The 20,334-nt window shown below is 67.4% G+C and carries 15 protein-coding genes; 10 read left to right on the forward strand and 5 right to left on the reverse strand.

What is annotated here, in order from left to right:
* Positions 1-6: 6 nt before the first annotated feature.
* Positions 7-744 (reverse strand): phosphonate utilization associated transcriptional regulator, encoded by a 738-nt coding sequence (locus VAR608DRAFT_RS08905; RefSeq protein ID WP_088953736.1) that lies wholly within the window; start codon positions 742-744, stop codon positions 7-9.
* Positions 745-906: 162 nt separating this feature from the next.
* On the opposite strand from VAR608DRAFT_RS08905, the gene VAR608DRAFT_RS08910 reads away from it, so the two are divergent.
* From VAR608DRAFT_RS08910 to phnX, 5 genes are all read left to right on the forward strand, one after another.
* Positions 907-1,941, forward strand: a complete 1,035-nt coding sequence (locus VAR608DRAFT_RS08910) for a putative 2-aminoethylphosphonate ABC transporter substrate-binding protein (protein WP_088953737.1) — start codon at positions 907-909, stop codon at positions 1,939-1,941.
* An 80-nt stretch (positions 1,942-2,021) separates the two neighbouring features.
* Positions 2,022-3,119 (forward strand): putative 2-aminoethylphosphonate ABC transporter ATP-binding protein, encoded by a 1,098-nt coding sequence (locus VAR608DRAFT_RS08915; protein WP_088953738.1) that lies wholly within the window; start codon positions 2,022-2,024, stop codon positions 3,117-3,119.
* Position 3,120: 1 nt separating this feature from the next.
* Entirely contained in the window at positions 3,121-4,824 is a 1,704-nt protein-coding gene (locus VAR608DRAFT_RS08920) for a putative 2-aminoethylphosphonate ABC transporter permease subunit (RefSeq protein WP_088953739.1), read from the forward strand.
* Between the two features lie 17 nt (positions 4,825-4,841).
* Positions 4,842-5,966: a TIGR03364 family FAD-dependent oxidoreductase gene (locus VAR608DRAFT_RS08925; protein ID WP_088958690.1), complete on the forward strand. Its 1,125-nt coding sequence runs from the start codon at positions 4,842-4,844 to the stop codon at positions 5,964-5,966.
* A 19-nt stretch (positions 5,967-5,985) separates the two neighbouring features.
* Positions 5,986-6,804 carry a phosphonoacetaldehyde hydrolase gene (gene phnX / locus VAR608DRAFT_RS08930; protein WP_088953740.1) on the forward strand — a complete coding sequence of 273 codons (819 nt, stop codon included), beginning with the start codon at positions 5,986-5,988 and terminating at the stop codon, positions 6,802-6,804.
* Between the two features lie 19 nt (positions 6,805-6,823).
* Here the strand turns inward: phnX and VAR608DRAFT_RS08935 are convergent, their stop codons facing one another.
* Genes VAR608DRAFT_RS08935 through VAR608DRAFT_RS08945 form a run of 3 tightly spaced genes read right to left on the reverse strand, consistent with a single transcriptional unit; the run spans position 6,824 to position 8,791 of the window.
* Positions 6,824-7,885 carry an aldo/keto reductase gene (locus tag VAR608DRAFT_RS08935; protein ID WP_088953741.1) on the reverse strand — a complete coding sequence of 354 codons (1,062 nt, stop codon included), beginning with the start codon at positions 7,883-7,885 and terminating at the stop codon, positions 6,824-6,826.
* On the reverse strand, positions 7,882-8,238 hold the full coding sequence (locus VAR608DRAFT_RS08940) for a TIGR04076 family protein (protein WP_088953742.1): 357 nt from the start codon (positions 8,236-8,238) through the stop codon (positions 7,882-7,884). The genes VAR608DRAFT_RS08935 and VAR608DRAFT_RS08940 overlap by 4 nt, the downstream gene beginning before the upstream one ends.
* 16 nt (positions 8,239-8,254) lie before the next feature.
* A complete protein-coding gene (locus VAR608DRAFT_RS08945; protein ID WP_088953743.1) occupies positions 8,255-8,791 on the reverse strand; it encodes a helix-turn-helix domain-containing protein in 537 nt (178 codons plus the stop codon).
* A gap of 222 nt (positions 8,792-9,013) precedes the next feature.
* Between VAR608DRAFT_RS08945 and VAR608DRAFT_RS08950 the strand changes: the two genes are divergently transcribed.
* The 5 genes from VAR608DRAFT_RS08950 (at position 9,014) to VAR608DRAFT_RS08970 (ending at position 19,150) form a co-directional block, all read left to right on the forward strand.
* On the forward strand, positions 9,014-9,295 hold the full coding sequence (locus VAR608DRAFT_RS08950) for a DUF3311 domain-containing protein (protein ID WP_088953744.1): 282 nt from the start codon (positions 9,014-9,016) through the stop codon (positions 9,293-9,295).
* The gene (locus VAR608DRAFT_RS08955) at positions 9,292-10,806 is read left to right on the forward strand and encodes a sodium:solute symporter family protein (protein ID WP_088953745.1); all 1,515 of its coding nucleotides are present in this window, start codon (positions 9,292-9,294) and stop codon (positions 10,804-10,806) included. Before VAR608DRAFT_RS08950 ends, VAR608DRAFT_RS08955 begins: the two co-directional genes overlap by 4 nt.
* Before the next feature lie 255 nt (positions 10,807-11,061).
* Entirely contained in the window at positions 11,062-16,005 is a 4,944-nt protein-coding gene (locus VAR608DRAFT_RS08960) for a HAMP domain-containing protein (RefSeq protein WP_088953746.1), read from the forward strand.
* A 17-nt stretch (positions 16,006-16,022) separates the two neighbouring features.
* Positions 16,023-18,206, forward strand: coding sequence for a response regulator (locus VAR608DRAFT_RS08965; RefSeq protein ID WP_088953747.1), 2,184 nt, complete (start codon positions 16,023-16,025; stop codon positions 18,204-18,206).
* Positions 18,207-18,277: 71 nt separating this feature from the next.
* Positions 18,278-19,150, forward strand: coding sequence for an amino acid ABC transporter substrate-binding protein (locus VAR608DRAFT_RS08970; RefSeq protein WP_157730748.1), 873 nt, complete (start codon positions 18,278-18,280; stop codon positions 19,148-19,150).
* Between the two features lie 317 nt (positions 19,151-19,467).
* On the opposite strand, the gene VAR608DRAFT_RS08975 is transcribed toward VAR608DRAFT_RS08970, so the two are convergent.
* Complete coding sequence (locus tag VAR608DRAFT_RS08975) at positions 19,468-20,334, reverse strand: DMT family transporter (RefSeq protein ID WP_088953749.1); 867 nt, start codon at positions 20,332-20,334, stop codon at positions 19,468-19,470.

Here is a 20,334-nt window from a genome sequence, read left to right on the forward strand (position 1 = left end):
CCGCCCTCAGGCCAGGGCCGGCTGCCGTGATGCCGACGCCGTGGTCGCGGCGGTTTCGGCGAGCTTCTGCTCATAGTTGCGCAGCGTGCGCTCGCGGCTGTTCATCACGTGCTGGAACATTGCCTGCCCGGCGGCGTCGGCGTCGCCGGCTGCGATCGCCTTGACGATCTGGCGGTGCTCGCGCGAATAGACCGCCATCGATTCGCGGGTCAGGTTCTGCCGGCGGAACAGCGACAGCTCGTTCACCAGCTTGCGGTAGGTCGCGAGCAGCTTGTCGTTGCCCGCGAGCTCGAGCAGGCGGTCGTGGAACTTGAGGTTGAAGCGGTGATAGTCCTGCGCGTTCTCGGCCTTCACCGCCTGCTCCATCGCATCGACGAGCTGGCGCAGTTCCTTGACCTGCGTCGTGCCGAGCGACTGCGCGAGCTTGCGGCCGACGTAGAGGTCCATCGCCGCGCGCACCTCGAAGATCTGCAGGGCTTCCTCGATCGGCACGTCGCGCACGAAGACGCCGCGGTTCTTCTCGGTGCGCACGAGGCCCGCTTCCTCCAGCATGCGGAAGGCCTCGCGCACCGGGCCGCGCGAGACGCCGAGCTGGTCGGCGAGCGTGGACTCGGTGAGCTTCGCGCCCGAGGGCAGTTCGCCCGCCAGGATCATGCGTTCGATCTCGGTCTGCACCAGGTTCGCGAGGGAGTTGCACTGAAGCTGTGCGATGGCGGGATGAGGTGAAATCTTCTTGCCGGGCATGGTCAAAAACTGTACGTTGCCGGGTGCAGATTGTCTACGATCTGCAGTCGACGATAGACAAGGCTAAGCGACTGGCCCCGATTTTGCTTCGCGGATGTGTCACGAGGATGACTTCTGCGCCCGGCACATTTCGGCCCACCTTTTTGTTCGAGGAGCTCGCTCATGCACTACGCAAGAACCATCGTGGCCGCTTTCATCGGCCTCGCCTGCGCCACCGGCGCACTGGCCCAGAAGACCCAGCTGACCGTCTATACCGCACTGGAGACGGACCAGCTCAAGGCCTACCAGGAGGCCTTCAACAAGGTCAATCCGAACATCGAGATCAAGTGGGTGCGTGACTCCACCGGCGTGATCACCGCCAAGCTGCTGGCCGAGAAGGCGAACCCGCAGGCGGACGTCATCTGGGGCGTGGCGGCGTCGAGCCTCGCGCTGTTCGAGAAGAACGGCATGCTGGAGCCCTACGCGCCGCTGAACCTCGACGCGATCATGCCGCAGTACCGCGACAAGAAGTCGCCGCCCGCGTGGTGGGGCATGGACGTCTTCGGCGCGACGGTGTGCTTCAACACAGTCGAGGCCAAGAAGAAGAACATCCCGGTCCCGACCACCTGGAAGGACTTGCTCAAGCCCGAGTACAAGGGCCAGGTCGTGATGCCGAACCCGGCGTCGTCCGGCACCGGCTACTTCGACGTCGCGGCCTGGCTGCAGATGTGGGGCGACGACAGCGGCAAGGGCGGCGGCTGGAAGTACATGGATGCGCTGCACGAGAACGTCGCGCAGTACACGCACTCCGGCTCCAAGCCCTGCAACATGGCCGCCGCGGGCGAGTACGTGGCCGGCATCTCCTTCGAATACCGCGGCTACACCAACAAGGCCAAGGGCGCGCCGATCGAGCTCGTCTTCCCGAAGGAAGGCCTCGGCTGGGACCTCGAGGGCTTCGCGATCTACAAGGGCACGAAGAAGGAAGAGGCCGCGAAGAAGCTCGCCGACTGGGCCTCGTCCAAGGACGCGATGCTGCTGTACGGCAAGAACTTCGCGATCACGGCGCAGCCCGGCGTGGCGCCGAAGCTCGCGAACATTCCGGACGACTACGAAGCGCGCCTGATCAAGATGGACTTCGAGAAGTCGGCGGTCAATCGCGAGCGCATCCTCGCCGAATGGACCCGGCGCTACGACGCCAAGAGCGAGGCGAAGAAGTGAGGCTGGTGCCGGCGCGCGCCTTCGGTGTCGAGCGCAGCGCCGGTACGCCGGCCCGTTCCGCGGTCCACGCAGGAGCCAGGATGGACGAGGCGAACGACAGCTATCTGCGCATCGAGGGGGTGCACAAGCGTTTCGGCGCCTTCACCGCACTGGAGCACATCGATCTCGCGATCCGCCCTGGCGAGTTCGTCTGCTTCCTCGGCCCGTCGGGCTGCGGCAAGACGACGCTGCTGCGCATCATCGCCGGGCTCGAAGTGCAGACCGGCGGGCGGCTGTGGCAGGACGGGCGCGACATCTCGCTGTTGCCGCCGCCCGAGCGCGACTACGGGATCGTGTTCCAGTCCTATGCGCTCTTTCCCAACCTGACGATCGCCGACAACGTCGGCTACGGGCTGGTGAACCGGCACCAGCCCAGGGCGCAAATCAAGGCGCGCGTGGAAGAGTTGCTGAATCTGGTCGGCCTGCCCGGCAGCGGCGGCAAGTACCCGGCCCAGATGTCCGGCGGCCAGCAGCAGCGCGTGGCGCTCGCGCGCGCGCTCGCGACGTCGCCGGGGCTGCTGCTGCTCGACGAGCCGCTCTCGGCGCTGGACGCGATCGTGCGCGTGCACCTGCGCAACGAGATCCATGCGCTGCAGCGCGAACTGGGCGTGACCACCATCATGGTGACGCACGACCAGGAAGAGGCGCTCTCGGTGGCCGACCGGCTGGTGGTGATGAACCACGGCGTGATCGAGCAGGTGGGCACGCCGATGGAGGTGTATCGCGAGCCGGCTTCGCCTTTCGTCGCCGGATTCGTCGGCAAGGTGAACCGGCTGCCCGCCGTGGCTGAAGGCGATCGTTCGTTCGCTTGCGGGAAGATGAAGCTGCGCTGCGAGGACGGGCAGGGGGCGGGCTACCAGGCCGGCCAGGAAGTGATGCTCTACCTGCGCCCCGAAGACCGCGTGATGCTCAGCCCCGGCGCCGAGCATCCCGACCGTTGCTCGGGCATGGTGAAGCGGATCGAGTTCCTCGGCGGCAACTGTCTCGCCGAAGTCGATGCCGAGTGCCTGCCCGGCATGCCGCTGCAACTGCAGTTCTCGCTCAACCAGATGGACGAGTTCAACGTGCGCGAAGGCCATCGCCTGGACTTCGCGCTGCGCACCGACCGGCTGCGCGTCTTCCCACGCAACGGGGCCTGAGATGGCGGTGGTTCTTCATCCGGCGCGCCCCGCGCGTCTGCGCGTGCACTGGAGCGAACGCGCGGCGCATCTCGCGCTGCTGGCGGTCGCGGCCTTTCTGCTCATCGGGCTGGTGCTTCCGCTGGGCGCGATCCTTTCGCAGGCGCTGCAGGGTGGCGACGCCCGCAGCGGCTGGGCGAACTTCGCCTCCTACCTGGCTTCTCCGGCGCTCTCGAACAGTCTCTGGAACAGCGTCTGGGTGTCGATGCTGGTGACGCTCATCGTCATCCCGCTGGCCTTCGCCTTCGCCTATGCGCTCACGCGCAGCTGCATGCGGGCCAAGGGGTTGCTGCGCAGCATCACGCTGCTGCCACTGCTCGCGCCGTCGCTGCTGTCGGCGATCTCGCTGATCTACTGGTTCGGCAACCAGGGCGTGGCCAAGGCGTTCTGGCTCGGGCTCGGCTTCCCGGGCATCTACGGGCCGTCGGGCATCGTGCTGGCCGAATGCTTCGCGACCTTCCCGCATGCGCTGATGATTCTCGTCACCGCGCTGTCGCTGGCCGATGCGCGGCTCTACGAGGCGGCCGACGCGATGGGTACTTCGGCCGTGCGGCGCTTCTTCACGATCACGTTGCCGGGCGCCAAGTACGGGCTGATCTCGGCGGCGCTGGTGGTCTTCACGCTGGTCATCACCGACTTCGGCATTCCGAAGGTGGTGGGCGGCAACTTCAACGTGCTCGCGACCGACGTGTTCAAGCTCGTGATCGGGCAGCAGGACTTCCAGCGTGGTGCGGTGGTGGCGCTGCTGCTGCTCGCGCCCGCGGCCATCACCTTCGCGGTCGACCACTTCGTGCAGCGCAAGCAGACCGCGATGCTGACCGCGCGCGCAGTGGCCTATGTGCCGCGCGCCTCGCGCGGCTTCGACGCGGCGATGACGGGCTACGCGCTCTTCATCTGCGCGCTGATGCTGGCGATGTTCGGCATGGCGGTGTTCGCGTCCTTCGTGACCCTGTGGCCCTACAACCTCGCGCCGAGCCTGACCCACTACATCGTCGGCATCGTGGACGCCGAACTCGGCGATTCGGTGGTCAACAGCCTGAAGTTGGCCGCCGGCACCGCGGTGTTCGGCACGGCGGTGGTCTTCGTCGGCGCCTACCTGCTGGAGAAGACACGCGGCCTCGAATGGGCGCGACCGCTGGTGCGGCTGATGGCGATGCTGCCGATGGCGGTGCCGGGGCTGGTGCTCGGGCTCGGCTACATCTTCTTCTTCAACGCGCCGGGCAACCCGCTCGGCGGGCTGTACCAGACGATGGCGATCCTGATCCTTTGCACCGTCGTGCACTTCTACACCACGGGGCATCTCACGATGGTGACGGCCCTGAAGGCGATCGATGAGGAGTTCGAGGCGGTGTCGGCCTCGCTCAAGGTGCCGTTCCATGTCACGCTGCGGCGCGTGACGCTGCCGATCTGCCTGCCGGTGCTGCTCGACGTGTCGCGCTATTTCTTCATCAACGCGATGACCACGATCTCGGCGGTCGTCTTCCTCTACTCGCCGGACACCAAGCCGGCTTCGGTGGCCATCCTCAATCTCGACGAGGCCGGCGAGATCGGCGCCGCTGCCGCGATGGCGGTGCTGATCGCCGCCACCTCCACCGTCGTCACGCTGCTGTACCTGCTGGCCGGCCGCTGGGTCGAACGCCGCACGCAGGCATGGCGGCAGCGCTGAGGCTCCTTCAGACCAACATGAGCAACACAACGAACTTCGACCTGATCGTCGTCGGCGCCGGCATCGTCGGCCTGGCGCATGCGTACACCGCCGCCCAGCGCGGCCTGAAGGTGTGCGTGGTGGAGAAGGACGCGGCCTGCATCGGCGCGTCCATTCGCAACTTCGGCTTCGTCACAGTGACCGGGCAGGGCGCGGGCGACACCTGGCGCCGCGCGCGCCGTGCGCGCGAGATCTGGGGCGAGGTGGCGCCGCAGGCGGGCATCGACGTCATCCATCGCGGGCTGTACCTCACGGCCTTCCGTCCGAAGGCCCTGACCGTGCTCGAAGAATTCATGGGCACGGCGATGGCCGAAGGCTGCGAGCTGCTGAACGTCGACGAGGCGGCGCGGCGCGCACCGGTGCTGCAGCTCGATGGCGCCCAGGCGGTGCTCTACAGCCCGCACGAGGCGCGTGTCGAATCGCGCACCGCGATCGGGCTGCTCGCCAGGTGGCTTGCGAAGGCCAAGGGCGTGAGCTTCCGCTTCGGCGAGCAGGTGCTCGAAGTCGCGACGCCGCGCGTCCGCACTTCGCGGGCCAGGCTGCATGCGGAGCGGGTCGCGGTCTGCACGAACATCGAGCTCGGCGGGCTCTTCGCCGAACGGCTCGCACCGCACCAGCTCCGGCTGTGCCAGCTCCACATGCTGCGCGTGCGGCCGCCCGAGGGCTTCCGCCTGCCGGGATCGGTCATGGCCGACCTGAGCCTGGTGCGCTACCTCGGCTACAGCGAGCTGCCAGCCGCCAGGGCGCTGCGCGCGCAGCTCGAGGCGGAGGAGGGTGAATCGCTCGCCAACGGCATCCACCTGATCGTGGTGCAGAGCGCAGACGGCTCGCTGGTGGTCGGCGATTCGCACCACTACGGGCCGGTGGTCGAGCCCTTCGCCGATACGCGCGTGGACGACCTCATCCTGCGCCACATGCAGGAGGCGCTGAAGCTGCCCCACTACACCGTGACCCAGCGCTGGGTCGGGACCTACCCCTCGTCGCCGGTGACCGACTGCCTGATCGACGCGCCAGATGCCGCCACGCGGCTCGTGATCGTGACCAGCGGCACCGGCGCCAGTACCGCCTTCGGCATCGCCGAGGAAGTCTTTGCCGGCTGGTGACGGCCGCGCAACGCACGCCATGAACGAACATCATCAAGACAAGCTTCAGGCCGTCGTCTTCGACTGGGCCGGCACCATCATCGATTTCGGCTCCTGCGCACCGATGGGCGCGTTCGTGCGCCTGTTCGCGCAGTTCGGCATCGAGCTCGGCATCGCCGAAGCGCGCGGGCCCATGGGCCTCGCCAAATGGGACCACATCAAGGCGCTGACCGAACTGCCGCGCGTGGCTGCGCAGTGGCAGGCCAAGCACGGCAGGCCCTTCACCCATGCCGACATCGACCATCTGTACGACGTCTTCACGCCGATGAATGCGGCGGTGGTGCCGGACTTCTGCGACTTCATCCCCGGCGCACTCGAAGCCGTGAAGGCGGTGCGCGCACGCGGCCTCAAGGTGGGCTCCACCACCGGCTACAACCGGCCGATCATGGACGTGGTCGCGAAGATCGCGGCCGAGGGCGGCTACGTGCCGGACAACCTCGTGTGCGCCGGCGATCTCGCGGCCGGCCGGCCGGCGCCGCTCATGATGTATCGCAGCTTCGCCGACCTCGGCGTGTGGCCGCCCTACGCAGTGGTCAAGGTCGACGACACCGGCGTCGGCGTGCAGGAAGGCCTCAACGCAGGGTCGTGGTCCGTCGGGCTCGCGATCAGCGGCAACGCGGCCGGGCTCACGCTCGCCGAGTGGCAGGCGCTCGACGCCGCAGGCCGGCAGGCGGTGCGTGATCGCGCGACCGCCGAACTGAGGGCGGCCGGCGCGCACTACGTGATCGACAGCGTGGCCGATCTGTTGCCGGTGCTCGACGCCATCGACGCGCGCCTCGCGCGCGGCGAAAGGCCCTGAGGCACCGGACGGCGCGTCGTCAGCGCCCGGCGTCGTTGAGGTCGTACTTCATGACGCTGCCATGCCGCCCCTCGACGTCGCGCTCGACGGCGTAGACATCGCCCGTCGGCGGCTTGCGCTGCGACAGCACCGCATCCAGCGCCGAGAGATCGTCCGCATCGAGTTGCAGGTCGAGCACCTTCAGATGGTCCGCGAGATGGTCCCCGCGCCGCACGCCGACGATCACCGCCGCGACCATCGGTTGCTGCAGGACCCAGCGCATCGCGACGGTCGGGATCGAGACCCCGTGCCGGAGCGCGATCTTCCGCAGTTGCGTGAGCAACTGCTGGAAGAGATCCCAGCCGCCGAAGTCGTCGATGATCAGCTTGTACTTGACGAGCGAGCGGTTCTCCAGCGCCTCCTTCGGCTCGCCAACGCCGAGCCAGCGTTCCGACAGGAAGCCGCCGGCCACGCTGCCGTAGCACAGCAGCTTCATGCCCGAGCGCGCGCAGAAAGGCGTCATCAGGGGCAAGGGCCGCTGGTCGAGCAATGAGTACTGCACCTGCATGCTCACCAGCGGCACGCCGGCTTCGACCAGTTCGCACGTGTGGGCGGTATCGAAGTTGGTGCCGCCCAGGCGGTCGATCTTTCCGGCGCGCTGCAACTCGGTGAGCCAGTGCGCGACTTCGAGGTAACGCGGCACGCGGTAGTCCCACCAGTGGAACTGAACGAGGTCGAGCCGTTCCATGCGCAGCCTTCTGAGCGATCGATCGATGGTCTCTTCGACCTGCCGCCGGTCGATGGCGGGCAGCAGCGCGAGGTCGGGCACGAACTTGGTGTGCACGCGCAGCCGCGAGAGGCTGCCCTGGCCGTTGCGGGCCCTGTAGTCGGCGCGGAAGTCGCCGATCAGTTCCTCGACGCCGGTGTAGATGTCGGCGCAATCGAAGGTGGTGATGCCGGCGTCGTAGTAGGCCGCCATGTCGGCGATGGCGCTCGCGCGATCCACGTCGCCGTGCCCGCCGGCCAGTTGCCAGCCGCCCTTCAGGAGGCGCGAGATGGAATAGCCGGGTGCGAGTTCGATCCGGCGGCGGGATTCGGTCATGACGGGTTCTTCGAGGGATGGATCACCGCCGTCGTATCGGCGTGGCGGAAGGTGCGCAGCCCGATGCGCGAGATGCGAAAGCGCGAGGGGCAGTGGGGGTCGGGGCACGCGATGTCGGCATCGGTGCTCATCCAGTCGTTCGGATCGGTGTGCCGCTGCTTGGCCGCCAGCAGCGGCAACAGGGCGCCGAGCGAATAGATCGAGAAGCCCTGGCCTTCGGGCAGGTGCAGCATCTCGCCGCGAAGCTCGAAGTAGTCGCCGGCATTGGCGCCGCAGTAGAGCCTCGCGCCTTCGGGTGCCACGACCTCGACCCGCAGGTCATGGAGGGAAAAGGCGTTGTCGTCGTTGCTCACCGGATGGCTCCTTGATTCATGGGTTGGGGGGCGTCACCGAGAGGATGATTTCCACCGCTGACTCGGATCGGTTCAGGTAGCGATGCGGCAGGCGCGAATCGAACGAGATGCTTTCGCCGCCCGCGACCGCGTAGTCGACGCCGGCGACCTGCGCCACCAGCGTGCCCGTCACGACATACACGCACTCGGTCGACGGATGGCCGCGCGGCTCGTCCGCCGAAATCTGGCCGGGTTCGAGCACGGCGCGCAGCACTTCGAGCTGGCCGTTGCCGGCGGTCAATCGTTCATAGGCGACCTGTCCCTTGGGTGCGGTGAGCAGGGAGCGCTCGCCGGGCCGGCTGATCCACACCGAGGGCGGCGCGGGTTCGGAAAAGAGCGAGGAGATCGATTCGCCGAACACGCCGGCCAGCCGCCGCATGGTTTCGAGGCTCGGGTCGGTCACCGAACGCTCGATCTGGCTGAGCAGCGTGGCGGACACGCCGGCCTGGGCTGCGAGCTCGCGCAGGCTCAGGCCTCGTGCGGTGCGGAGCTCTTTGAGCCGATCGCCGATCATGTTCTTTTCTCTTTCTCTTATGCAGTCACACTTTACGTGTTGGGTGATGTTATGTGCTGCCTGATTGGACGTCAACAAGATTGGATGATGTGTGTTTCATCCTTGAAATCAAAGGGTAAACACCCATCGGGATGCCCTTCGGCGACGTTGTGCCGACGAGCCCGGTGACTGCACAATCGGCCACCCAAGTTGTGCAGTAGCACTTTACAGGAGAGACCGCTGATGACCCCCTCGCCGCCCGAGCAGATCCGACCGCTGCGCCTCGGCCATCGATGGCTGCTGCTCCTTCCCTTCGTCTGGCAAGCCTTTCTTGCGCCGGTGGTGAACGACATCGCCTGGCGTCCGCTGGGCATGCCCTTCGCCATGGCATGGCAGATGGCCGGGATCGTGTTCGCCAGCATCGTGATCGCCATCGTGTTCCGGCTGGATGCCGCCGCAGGCGTCGACGAGGAAGAGGCGGCCTTCCTGGCCGAGAGTTCGCGCGCCGATGGAGAGCCGGCATGAAACTCGCCATCATCCTTGCCATCCTGCTCGCGACGGCCGCGGGTGCCATCGCCTACGGCCGGCAGACCCGGCGCAGCGAGACGCTCACCGACTGGGCCGTCGGCGGCCGCAGCCTCGGCACGCTGGTGTTCTGGTTCATGAACGCCGGCGAGGTCTACACGACCTTCGCGGTGCTCGGCATCTCGGGCTACGCATGGGCATTGGGCGCGCCGGCCTACCTCGCGTTCTGCTCGGTGTCCCTGAGCTATGCGGTCGGCTACTGGCTCATGCCCAGGATCTGGCGCGCCGGCCGCACGGGCAGGCTGGTCACGCAGGCCGACTTCTTCGCCGCGCGCTACGACGCGCCGTGGCTCGGCGTGCTGACCGGCGTGGTCGGCATCGCCTCGCTGGTGGTCTATGTGCAGATCCAGCTGGTCAGCCTCGGCCTGATCGTGCAGCTCACGCTGGGCAATGTCGTCTCGAGCGAGCTGGCCACCATGCTGGCGGGCCTCTTGATGATCGCCTTCGTGTTCGCGGCGGGCGTCCGCTCGGCGGCCTTCGCGGCCGGTGTCAAGGATGTGCTGATGGTCGTGGTCGTCGTGGTCCTGAGCGCCACCGTCGCGAGCAAGGTCGGCGCGGCGTCGCTGCTGGATGTGTTCGGCATGGTCGAGGCGCGGCACCCGGGCATCGGCAGCTTCCCCGGCATCGATCCGAAGTCGCCGACCACGGCGATCTGGCTGATGACCTCGGCCATCAACATCGCGCTGGGCAACTGGGTCTTTCCGCACCTGTTCCAGATGTCCTACACCGCGCACAGCGCCAAGGCCATCCGGCGCAACGCGATCTGGCAGCCGATCTATTCGCTCGCCTACTTCTTCATCATCCTGCTCGGCTTTGCAGCGCTGCTGGCCAACACGCAGCCGCCGGGCAACAACCTCAATGCGGCGCTGCTGCAGTTCGTGTCCGACAAGTACCCGGCCTGGATCGTCGGCCTTTTGGCCGGCACCGGCTTCCTGCTGGCGCTCGCGCCGGGCTCGATGCTGCTCATCACCGCCGGTTCGGTCTTCACGCGCAATGTGGTTCGGCCCTTCAAGACCGACCTGGGCGAGCGTGCATCGCTGGCGCTGTCGCGCGCCTCGCTCGTGTTCTTCGCGGTCGCCGCGGTGGTGCTGTCGATCACGCAGAAGGGATCGCTGGTCAAGATCCTGCTCGACGCCTATGCGGCCATCGGGATGCTGGCGCCGGGCGTCTTCCTCGGCTTCATCTGGCGGCGCACCAGCGCGCTCGGGGTCCTGGCGGGACTCGTTGCAGGATTCATTGCCCTGCTTGCGCCCGCGCCGGCGCAATTCTGGGCCAGCGCCGCTGCGCAATGGGAGCCCGGATTGATCGCGATGGCCGTCAATGCGGCGGTGGTGGGGGTCGTCAGCCTCGTGACGCCCAGGCCGCAACGCGCTGCGATTGCGCTCGCCATGCAGGACGCGGCCGAGTCTTTGCGTGCCCGGCGCGACGCGCCCGCGGTGAGAGCGGCCTGAGCGGACGGGCGAGGAGGGGCCACCGCCCTCCACCCCTGCCGCCTTCAGTCGGACGAAGCAGCCGGACGGTGTCAGCCGATTCCTACGTCGCTGTACGGCTGAGTGGGGAGGAGCCACCACCGACCGGGAACCCCCGTTGCGAACTCAACACGCTTGCGTGATAGTGCCAGTTGGCATCCTGCGGCCCTGGCGGAGGACCCTGGACGCGGGCGCTGTCCTGGCCCGCCCCGATGCCGCACACAAAGGTGGTCCAGCATGCAAGCGGTTGAAAGAATTCCCTTCGCGGCCTCGGTGGACGAGCTCGAACTCCTGCTGGAAGCGCTGACTCAACTTCGCAAGGGCGACTCGAAGGCACGGTTGCCCATGCACTGGACGGGCCTCTCCGGCAAGGTGGCGGAAGTCTTCAACGACGTGGTCGAGCAGAACGCGGCGCTCGCCTCCGAGCTCGTGCGGCTGCGCAAGGTGGTCGGCCGCGAGGGCAAGCTCAGGCAGCGTGCGGTGATGGCGGAGACGCGCGGCTTCTGGGGCGAATCGATCGAATGCGTGAACGCGCTGATCGATGACCTCGTGCATCCGACGACCGAAGTCGCGCGCGTGATCGGCGCGGTCGCGCAGGGCGATCTGTCCAAGAGCATGGCGCTGGATGTCGACGGCCGCGAGCTCGAAGGCGAGTTCCTGCGCACCGCGACGACGATCAACAAGATGGTGGAGCAGCTCGGCGATTTCTCCGCCGAAGTGACGCGCGTCGCGCGCGAAGTGGGCACCGAAGGCAAGCTCGGCGGACAGGCCAAGGTCAAGGGGGTGGCGGGCACTTGGAAGGACCTGACCGATTCGGTCAACTCGATGGCCGGCAACCTGACTGACCAGGTGCGCAACATCGCGGATGTGACGACCGCGGTGGCGAAGGGCGACCTCTCGAAGAAGATCGACGTCGACGTGAAGGGCGAGTTCCTCACGCTGAAGAACACCATCAACACCATGGTGGACCAGCTGCGATCCTTCGCGTCCGAAGTGACGCGGGTGGCGCGCGAGGTCGGCACCGAAGGCTCGCTCGGCGGGCAGGCGCGGGTGGAAGGCGTCTCGGGCACGTGGAAGGACCTGACCGACTCGGTCAACTCGATGGCGGGCAACCTGACGAGCCAGGTGCGCAACATCGCGGACGTGACGAAGGCGGTGGCGGCGGGCGATCTTTCCAAGAAGATCACGGTGGACGTGAAGGGCGAGATCCTCGAGCTCAAGAACACGGTCAACACCATGGTGGACCAGCTTCGATCGTTCGCCGCCGAAGTGACGCGCGTGGCGCGCGAAGTGGGCACCGAGGGCAAGCTCGGCGGACAGGCCGACGTGCAGGGTGTCGCGGGCACCTGGAAGGACCTCACGGAGTCGGTGAACTTCATGGCCGGCAACCTCACTTCGCAGGTGCGCAACATCGCCGAGGTGACGACCGCGGTGGCGGCGGGCGATCTCTCGAAGAAGATCACGGTCGATGTGATGGGCGAGATCTCCGAGCTCAAGAACACGATCAACAGCATGGTCGATCAGCTGCGCTCCTTCGCGGCCGAAGTGACGCGCGTGGCGCGCGAGGTGGGCACCGAAGGCAAGCTGGGTGGTCAGGCCGACGTGCAGGGCGTGGCCGGCACCTGGAAGGACCTGACCAATTCGGTCAACTCGATGGCGTCGAACCTCACGAGCCAGGTGCGCAACATCGCGGACGTGACCAAGGCGGTGGCGGCGGGCGATCTTTCCAAGAAGATCACGGTGGACGTGAAGGGCGAGATCCTCGAACTCAAGGCCACGATCAACACGATGGTGGACACGCTCAATTCCTTCGCGGCCGAAGTCACGCGCGTGGCGCGCGAAGTGGGCACCGAAGGCAAGCTCGGCGGACAGGCCGACGTGCAGGGCGTGGCCGGTACCTGGAAGAACCTCACCGACAACGTGAACTTCATGGCCGGCAACCTGACGGGTCAGGTGCGCGGCATCGCGAAGGTGGTGACCGCGGTGGCCGGCGGCGACCTCAAGCAGAAGCTCACCGTGGAGGCCAAGGGCGAGATCGCCGCGCTCTCGGAGACCATCAACAGCATGACCGACACGCTCGCGACCTTCGCCGACCAGGTGACCACCGTTGCGCGCGAAGTGGGCGTGGAAGGCAAGCTCGGTGGACAGGCCAAGGTGCCGGGCGCGGCGGGCACCTGGAAGGGCCTGACCGAGAACGTGAACCAGCTCGCCGCCAACCTCACCACGCAGGTGCGCGCGATCGCCGAGGTGGCGACCGCGGTGACGCAGGGCAACCTCACGCGCTCGATCGCGGTCGAGGCGCAGGGCGAAGTGGCCGTGCTCAAGGACACGATCAACGAGATGATCCGCAACCTGCGCGACACGATCCGCAAGAACACCGAGCAGGACTGGCTCAAGACCAACCTGGCGAAGTTCAGCCGCATGCTGCAGGGGCAGAAGGACCTGCTCACGGTGGGCCAGCTCATCCTGTCCGAGCTCGCGCCGGTGGTCGGTGCGCAGCAGGCGGAGTTCTACGTGCTCACCAACGTGGGCGGTGCGCCCAGGCTCAAGCTCTTCGCGAGCTATGCGTCCGGCGGGCAGGACGTGCACGGCAGGGAAATCGAGCTGGGGCAGGGGCTGGTGGGCCAGTGCGCGATCGAGAAGTCGAAGATCCTCTTGACCAACGTCGCCAACCCGGCCTTCCGCATCGCGACCGGCCTCAGCGAGAGCGCGGCGATGGACGTGATCGTGCTGCCGATCGTCTTCGAGGGCGAGGTGCGCGGCGTGATGGAGCTGGCGTCGCTGGAGCGCTTCAATCCGTCGCACCAGGCCTTCCTCGACCAGCTCACCGAATCGATCGGCATCGTGATCAACACGATCGCGGCCAACATGCGCACCGAGGATCTGCTCACGCAGTCGCAGTCGCTCGCCGAAGAGCTGCAAAGCCGCCAGCTCGAACTGCAGCAGACCAACGAGGAGCTGCAGGAAAAGGCACGCCTCCTGGTGCACCAGAACCAGGAGGTGGAGCGCAAGAACCAGGAGGTCGAGCAGGCCCGGCAGGCGCTCGAGGAGAAGGCCGAGCAGCTCGCGCTCACCTCGAAGTACAAGTCCGAGTTCCTTGCCAACATGTCGCACGAGTTGCGCACGCCGCTCAACAGCCTGCTGATCCTTTCCGACCAGCTCTGCAAGAATACCGGCGGCAACCTCACGGCCAAGCAGGTGGAGTTCGCGAAGACCATTCACCTGTCGGGCAATGACCTCCTGATGCTCATCAACGACATCCTCGATCTGTCGAAGATCGAGTCGGGCACCGTGGCGGTCGAGGTGAGCGAGCTTCGGCTCGACGACCTGCAGCGCTCGGTCGAGCGCAGCTTCCGCCACGTGGCCGAGTCGCGGCATGTCGGCTTCGAGCTCGTGGCGCCGCAGCCCTTGCCCGAGACGATGGTCACCGATGCGAAGCGGCTGCAGCAGATCATCAAGAACCTGCTGTCCAACGCCTTCAAGTTCACGCACCATGGGGCGGTTTCGCTCACGATCTCGACGGTGGGCAGCGGCTGGTCGCGCGACAACGAGGAACTCAATCGCGCAAGCAGCGTCCTGGCCTTCTCGGTGTCGGACACCGGCATCGGCATCTCCGCCGACAAGCAGCAGATCGTCTTCGAGGCCTTCCAGCAGGCGGACGGATCGACCTCGCGCAAGTACGGCGGCACCGGGCTCGGCCTCGCGATCAGCCGCGAGCTGGCACGGCTCCTGGGCGGCGAGATCCGGCTCAAGAGCGTGCCTTCGCAGGGCAGCACCTTCACGCTGTACCTGCCGCAGAACTACAGCCCCTCGCGCAGCGTGCGCACCAGCCGCAGCGCGGCCGCGGAGCCCGAGGCCGTTCCGCGCGCCGAGCGCGAGCTGGTCGAGATGCGCAAGCGCGGCGAGGCGGCGCCGGCCGCGCGCGCGGCTGTCCCCGCCGATGCGAAGGCGGCGGACGCGCTGCACGCGATCGAGGTCAACATCGCCGACGACGATCGCGGCAACATCCTGCCGGGCGACCGGGTCGCGCTGATCGTGGAGAACGACCTCGCGTTCTCGAAGATGCTGTTGCATTCCGCGCGGCGCGCGGGCTTCAAGGGTCTGGTGAGCGCCAGCGGCGCGGACGCGCTGGGCCTCACGCGCGACTACCGGCCGGCGGTCATCACGCTCGACATCTTCCTGCCCGACATGGAGGGCTGGCGCATCCTCGAGCGGCTCAAGGCCGATCTCGCGACGCGGCACATCCCGGTGCTGGTCGTGTCCACCGACGACTCGCGCGAGCGCGCGCTGGGATCGGGCGCGGTGGGCTTCCTCGCGAAGCCGCTGCAATCGATGGACGTGGTGGATGCCGCGCTGGCGGACCTGGGCGACTTCCTGCGCTCGGGCACGCGCAAGATCGTGCTCGCGATGATCCGCTCGAGCCTGCGCGACAGCTACCTCGCGGCGCTGGGCAGCGACGTGCAGGTCGTGATGGCCGAATCGGCCGGACGGCTGCGGCAGGCGCTGGCGAAGGGCGACGTGGACTGCCTGGTCACCGACGGCTCGGTCGCGGACTTCCATCGGGCCGACATGGCGGAGTTCATCGAGAGCCGGCCGCCCGCGAGGCAGTTGCCGGTGGTGCTGTTCCACCCGGAAGGCAGCGTGCCGCCCGGATGGGAGCCGGGACCGAACGGGCCGGCGCTGTGCCTCGCGCCCTCGCTCGAGCGGCTCGTCGACGCGACCACCTTCTTCCTCCATCGCGGCATCGCGGTGATGACGCAGGCCGAGCGCGCGGCGGTGGATGCGGTAGGCGAAACGGTGCGCACGCTGGCGGGCAAGAAGGCGCTGATCGTCGACGACGACATCCGCAACATCTTCGCGCTCGCGGCGGTGCTCGACGAGCAGGGCATGCAGATCGTCTCGGCGGAGAACGGCCGCGATGCGATCCGGCAGGTCGAGGAGGACCCGGACATCGACGTGGTGCTGATGGACATCATGATGCCCGAGATGGACGGCATGGAAACCATGCGCGCGCTGCGCAGGCTGCCGCGCGGCAAGCACCTGCCGCTGATCGCGGTGACCGCGAAGGCCATGAAGGGCGACCGCGAGAAGTGCATCGAGGCGGGGGCCTGGGACTATCTCTCTAAGCCGGTGGAGACCGCCCACCTGCTGGTCGTGCTGCGGGGCTGGCTATGCCACTAGGGGAGCCGAACGCCGCGATGGGGCTGCCGTCCGACGAGCCGCCGGAGCCGGTCGACATCCTCATCGTGGACGACCTGGCCGAGAAGCTGCTCGTCTTTCGCACCGTGCTGGAGGAGCTTGGGCAGAACCTCGTGGCGGTGCGCTCCGGCGCGGAGGCGCTGCGCGAGGTCCTGAAGCGCGAGTTCGCGGTCATCCTGCTCGACGTGAACATGCCGGACCTCGACGGCTTCGAGACCGCGGCGCTGATCCGCAAGCACCGCCGGTCGGCCTACACGCCGATCATCTTCATCACCTCGTACTGGGACGAGATGCAGAGTGCGCGCGGCTACTCGCTCGGGGCGGTGGACTTCATCATCTCGCCGGTGGTGCCCGAGGTGCTGCGCAGCAAGGTGAGCGTGTTCGTGTCGCTGTTCCAGATGAAGCGGCAGATCCAGGTGCAGGCGGACAACCGCGCCGCCGTGATGGCGGCCGAAGCCGCGCGCCGCGTGGCCGAGGAGAACGACCGGCGCTCGGCCTTCCTCGCGCACGCGAGCCGCACGCTCGGCGGCACGCTGGAGATCGATGCCGCGATGGCGCAGCTGGCCGATCTTCTGGTGCCGGCCTTCGCATGCCGGGCGGTGATTCAGCTGGTCGATGCGGAGTCGAAAGTGGACGGCTGGTGCCGCGCCGAAGAGCAGGGCGGCGGCGTGCGCATGCAAACCGACAAGGAACCCGGCGCCGTGCTGGAGCCCGCCGTGGCGGCGATGCTCCAGCAGGTCATCGATTCGGGCGTGGCCGTCGAAGTCGACGCGGCCCGCGAAGGGCGGGGCGATCTGCCTTGGGCCTGGATGGCGGCCGTTCCGCTGGCGTCCGGCGAGCGCCGGCTCGGCGCGCTGTGGGTCGCGCTCGACGAGAGCCGCGCCTTTGCGCGGGCGACGGCCGCGGGCATGCTCGGCGAGGTCGCCGCGCGGGCGTCGGTCGCGTTCGAGAACGCGCGCCTCTACGGGCTGCTGCAGCGGCAGATCGTCGAGCGGCAGGCGGCCCAGCAGGAGCTGCAACTGGCCAGTCGCCGCAAGGACGAGTTCCTCGCGATGATGTCGCACGAGCTGCGCAACCCGCTCGCGTCGATCGTCACCGCGATCGAGGTGATCCGGCGCATCGCGCCGAACGACGGCAAGCTGACCTGGGCGATCGACGTCGCGACCCGCCAGTCGCGCCAGATGACGCGGCTCATCGAGGAGCTGCTCGACGTCTCGCGCATCAGCGAGGGGAAGATCGTCCTCAAGTACGAGAGCTTCGAGCTGCGCAAGCTCGTGGCGCAGAGCGTCGAGACGGTGCGCGCCACCGTCGAGCGGCACCGGCAGACCCTGAGCGTGCACGTGCCCGACGAGCCCTTGTGGGTCCGCGGCGACGTCGCGCGGCTCACGCAGGTGATCTCGAACCTGCTGCACAACGCATCGAAGTACAGCCCCGAAGGCAAGGCCATCGCGCTGCACGCGCGGCGCGAGGGCGAGGAGATCGTGCTCACGGTGCACGACCAGGGCATGGGCATCGAGCCCGAGCTGCTGCCGCACATCTTCGATCTCTTCGCGCAGGGCCAGCGCGGGCTGGACCGGGCGCAGGGCGGGCTCGGCGTCGGCCTCACGCTCGCGCGGCGGCTCACGCACCTGCACGGCGGCGACATCGAGGCCTTCAGCGAGGGCAGGGACAAGGGATCGATCTTCAAGGTGCGGCTGCCTTGCGCGCAGGCGGCCGAGGCAGCCGAGGCGCAAGGAGCTTCCGGGCCCGTACCGCAGGCCGCGCGTCGCCGCGTGCTGGTCGTCGACGACAACCTCGACGCGGCCGCAGGCATCGAGACGCTGCTCAGCATCGACGGCCACGAGGTGCGCATTGCCTCGGATGGAGAGCAGGCGCTCGCGGCCTTCGCCGAATACCAGCCCGCGGTGGTGATCCTCGACATCGGCCTGCCGAAGATCGACGGCTACGAGGTCGCGCGGCGGATGCGCGCGATGCCGCAGGGCCGCGAGGTGCTGATGATCGCGCTCACGGGCTACGGGCAGAGCGAGGACCGGCAGGCCGCGCTCGATGCCGGCTTCGACAGGCATTTCGTCAAGCCGGTCGATGCGCAGCAGCTCCTGGCGTACGTCCGGGAATGGCGAGGCGGCGAAGGGACGCCGGCCGGCGGCACGGGCGCCCGCGGCGCGCACACCGTCGCGGTGTAGGGCCGGCGGGTTTGCCAAACCCGCGTCCCCGGCCCCACAATGCGCGCCGCCGTTTCACCAAGGATGAATGCATGACCACACGCTTCCCGGGACTTGTGCCGCTCCTGCTGCTGGTTTCTGCACTGCTCGGTGCCTGCGCCAATCCGCCCAGCGCGGTGCCCAAGGACACGCTGGCGCGCATCAGCCAGACGCAGACCATCAGGCTGGGGTTCCGCGAGGATGCGAAGCCTTTCGCCTTCAAGGGGCCTGACGGTGCACCTGCCGGCTATTCGGTGGAGCTGTGCAAGCGCGTCGTGACTTCGCTGAAGTCGCAACTCAACCTCGCCAAGCTCGACGTGCAGTGGGTTCCGGTGACGGTCGCCTCGCGCATGCCGGCGGTGATGGACGGGACCGTCGATCTCGAATGCGGCAGCACCTCGCGCACGCTGGGCCGCGAGCGGCAGGTCGATTTCAGCAACACGATCTGGGTCGAGGGCGCGTCGTACGTGTCGCTGTCCTCCAAGCCGATCGCGCGCGCGGCCGAGCTCAACGGCAAGCGGGTGGGCGTGATTCCCGGGTCCACCACCGAAAAGGTGCTCAAGGGCCTCTCGGAGCGCGGCGTCGTGCCGGTCTTCGTCACGGTGCAGACGCACACCGACGGCATCGCCGCCGTGCGCGACGGCCGCGCCGATGCGTACGCGACCGACCGCCTGATCCTCGTGGGCGAGGTGCTCGGCGGCCCGGCCGGCAGCACGCTGCGCCTCGGCGACGACTACCTCTCGATGGAGACCTATTCGCTGATGATGCGCCGCGACCCGGACATGCGCCTCGCGGTGAACCGCGCGCTGTCCGACATCTACCGCAGCGGAGAGATCGTCAATGTGTTCCGCCAGGCCTTCCCGCCCAGCGCGGTGCCGTCGCCGCTGATCGAGGCGGTGTATGTGCTGAACGCGCTGCCTGAGTGAGTCAGGCGTCGATCACGCGGCGCGCGAAGCTGAGCGGCCCGGCGCACGCGGCTGCTTAGCTGTCGAACAAGACGGAGCATTGGTGACGACAGAAGAACACTTCCTGGCCTGAGCAGCGTCGTGCGAGAGACGGTGCGCCGAGGCATGAGTGCATCTGCGACGCCCGATTCGGGCTCGCAAGGCCGCCAATACGACGGCACTGCGCAGCAAAACGATGCTGAGCCTGCGCGAATGAGCAGAGCGGATGCATCGTCATCGTCTGGTTCAGTCAATTGCGTCCGCAGCGGATCATGTTCTGCAGACCATCCGTAGCAAAGCTAGGTCGCGATCTGAGGCCCTTTGCGCGCGGACATGGCCGTCGCGGAGATGATGAGCGCGGCGCCGGCAAGCATTCTCAGCGAGGGTCGTTCTGCGAACAACCACCACGCGCACGCGATGGCATAGACCGGCTCTAGCGCCAGGACCATCCCTGAAGTGCGAGCGCTCAAGGTCTCCAGACTCTTCACGAACAAGTACTGCGAAAGGCCGGTACAGAAAATGCCCAGCAGTGCTAGGAAGAACCAATCCATTGGCCCGAGTCGACCAAGGCCACTTGCTGCGATTGGCGCTACCAAGAGGCTAACCACGGCGTTCTGCCAGAACGCGATCTGGACTGGATTCATGCCGCGAACTCCCCTGCGATTGCACATGGCAAGGATCGCGAAGGACAGGCCGGATCCCAGCCCGAGCATCAATCCGACCGTGCCTTGGTCACCGAAGTCGAACGAGGGCGTTACGAGGACCAGACCCATAGTGACTAAAGTGAGCAAGAGACCCTCGCTCGGACAGATCTTCTCGCGAAACAAAAGCATGTCCAGCATGGCAATGAATGCTGGGAAGCTTGCGAATCCAAGCGTGGCAACTGCAACGCCACCCACCTTGACGGCAACAAAGAACGTGACCCAATGAATAGCCAGAAGCGCCCCGGTGGCAAAGAGGATTCGCAGCTTGTGGAGAGTCAAGGTGCGCACCAGCGGAAGCTTGTGCACCAACGCGAACGTTGCCAGCGCCGCGCACGCGAAGCACGCGCGGCCAAGGGTGACCACAGCGGCGTCGCCACGGATCAGCGCTCCCAAAACTCCAGTGAGGCCAAAGAGTAGGGCGGCAATGTGGGCGACGGTCAGTCCCGAGCGGTGAGCGGACAT

Source organism: Variovorax sp. HW608, from assembly GCF_900090195.1.
Classification (GTDB): Bacteria; Pseudomonadota; Gammaproteobacteria; order Burkholderiales; family Burkholderiaceae_C; genus Variovorax.

What these genes read in the sequence shown, in the direction of transcription:
- VAR608DRAFT_RS08905 (WP_088953736.1), bottom strand. Translation starts at nt 744, where the DNA reads ATGCCCGGCAAGAAGATTTCACCTCATCCCGCCATCGCACAGCTTCAG.
- VAR608DRAFT_RS08910 (WP_088953737.1), top strand. Translation starts at nt 907, where the DNA reads ATGCACTACGCAAGAACCATCGTGGCCGCTTTCATCGGCCTCGCCTGC.
- VAR608DRAFT_RS08915 (WP_088953738.1), top strand. Translation starts at nt 2,022, where the DNA reads ATGGACGAGGCGAACGACAGCTATCTGCGCATCGAGGGGGTGCACAAG.
- VAR608DRAFT_RS08920 (WP_088953739.1), top strand. Translation starts at nt 3,121, where the DNA reads ATGGCGGTGGTTCTTCATCCGGCGCGCCCCGCGCGTCTGCGCGTGCAC.
- VAR608DRAFT_RS08925 (WP_088958690.1), top strand. Translation starts at nt 4,842, where the DNA reads ATGAGCAACACAACGAACTTCGACCTGATCGTCGTCGGCGCCGGCATC.
- phnX (WP_088953740.1), top strand. Translation starts at nt 5,986, where the DNA reads ATGAACGAACATCATCAAGACAAGCTTCAGGCCGTCGTCTTCGACTGG.
- VAR608DRAFT_RS08935 (WP_088953741.1), bottom strand. Translation starts at nt 7,885, where the DNA reads ATGACCGAATCCCGCCGCCGGATCGAACTCGCACCCGGCTATTCCATC.
- VAR608DRAFT_RS08945 (WP_088953743.1), bottom strand. Translation starts at nt 8,791, where the DNA reads ATGATCGGCGATCGGCTCAAAGAGCTCCGCACCGCACGAGGCCTGAGC.
- VAR608DRAFT_RS08950 (WP_088953744.1), top strand. Translation starts at nt 9,014, where the DNA reads ATGACCCCCTCGCCGCCCGAGCAGATCCGACCGCTGCGCCTCGGCCAT.
- VAR608DRAFT_RS08955 (WP_088953745.1), top strand. Translation starts at nt 9,292, where the DNA reads ATGAAACTCGCCATCATCCTTGCCATCCTGCTCGCGACGGCCGCGGGT.
- VAR608DRAFT_RS08960 (WP_088953746.1), top strand. Translation starts at nt 11,062, where the DNA reads ATGCAAGCGGTTGAAAGAATTCCCTTCGCGGCCTCGGTGGACGAGCTC.
- VAR608DRAFT_RS08965 (WP_088953747.1), top strand. Translation starts at nt 16,023, where the DNA reads ATGGGGCTGCCGTCCGACGAGCCGCCGGAGCCGGTCGACATCCTCATC.
- VAR608DRAFT_RS08970 (WP_157730748.1), top strand. Translation starts at nt 18,278, where the DNA reads ATGACCACACGCTTCCCGGGACTTGTGCCGCTCCTGCTGCTGGTTTCT.
- VAR608DRAFT_RS08975 (WP_088953749.1), bottom strand. Translation starts at nt 20,334, where the DNA reads ATGTCCGCTCACCGCTCGGGACTGACCGTCGCCCACATTGCCGCCCTA.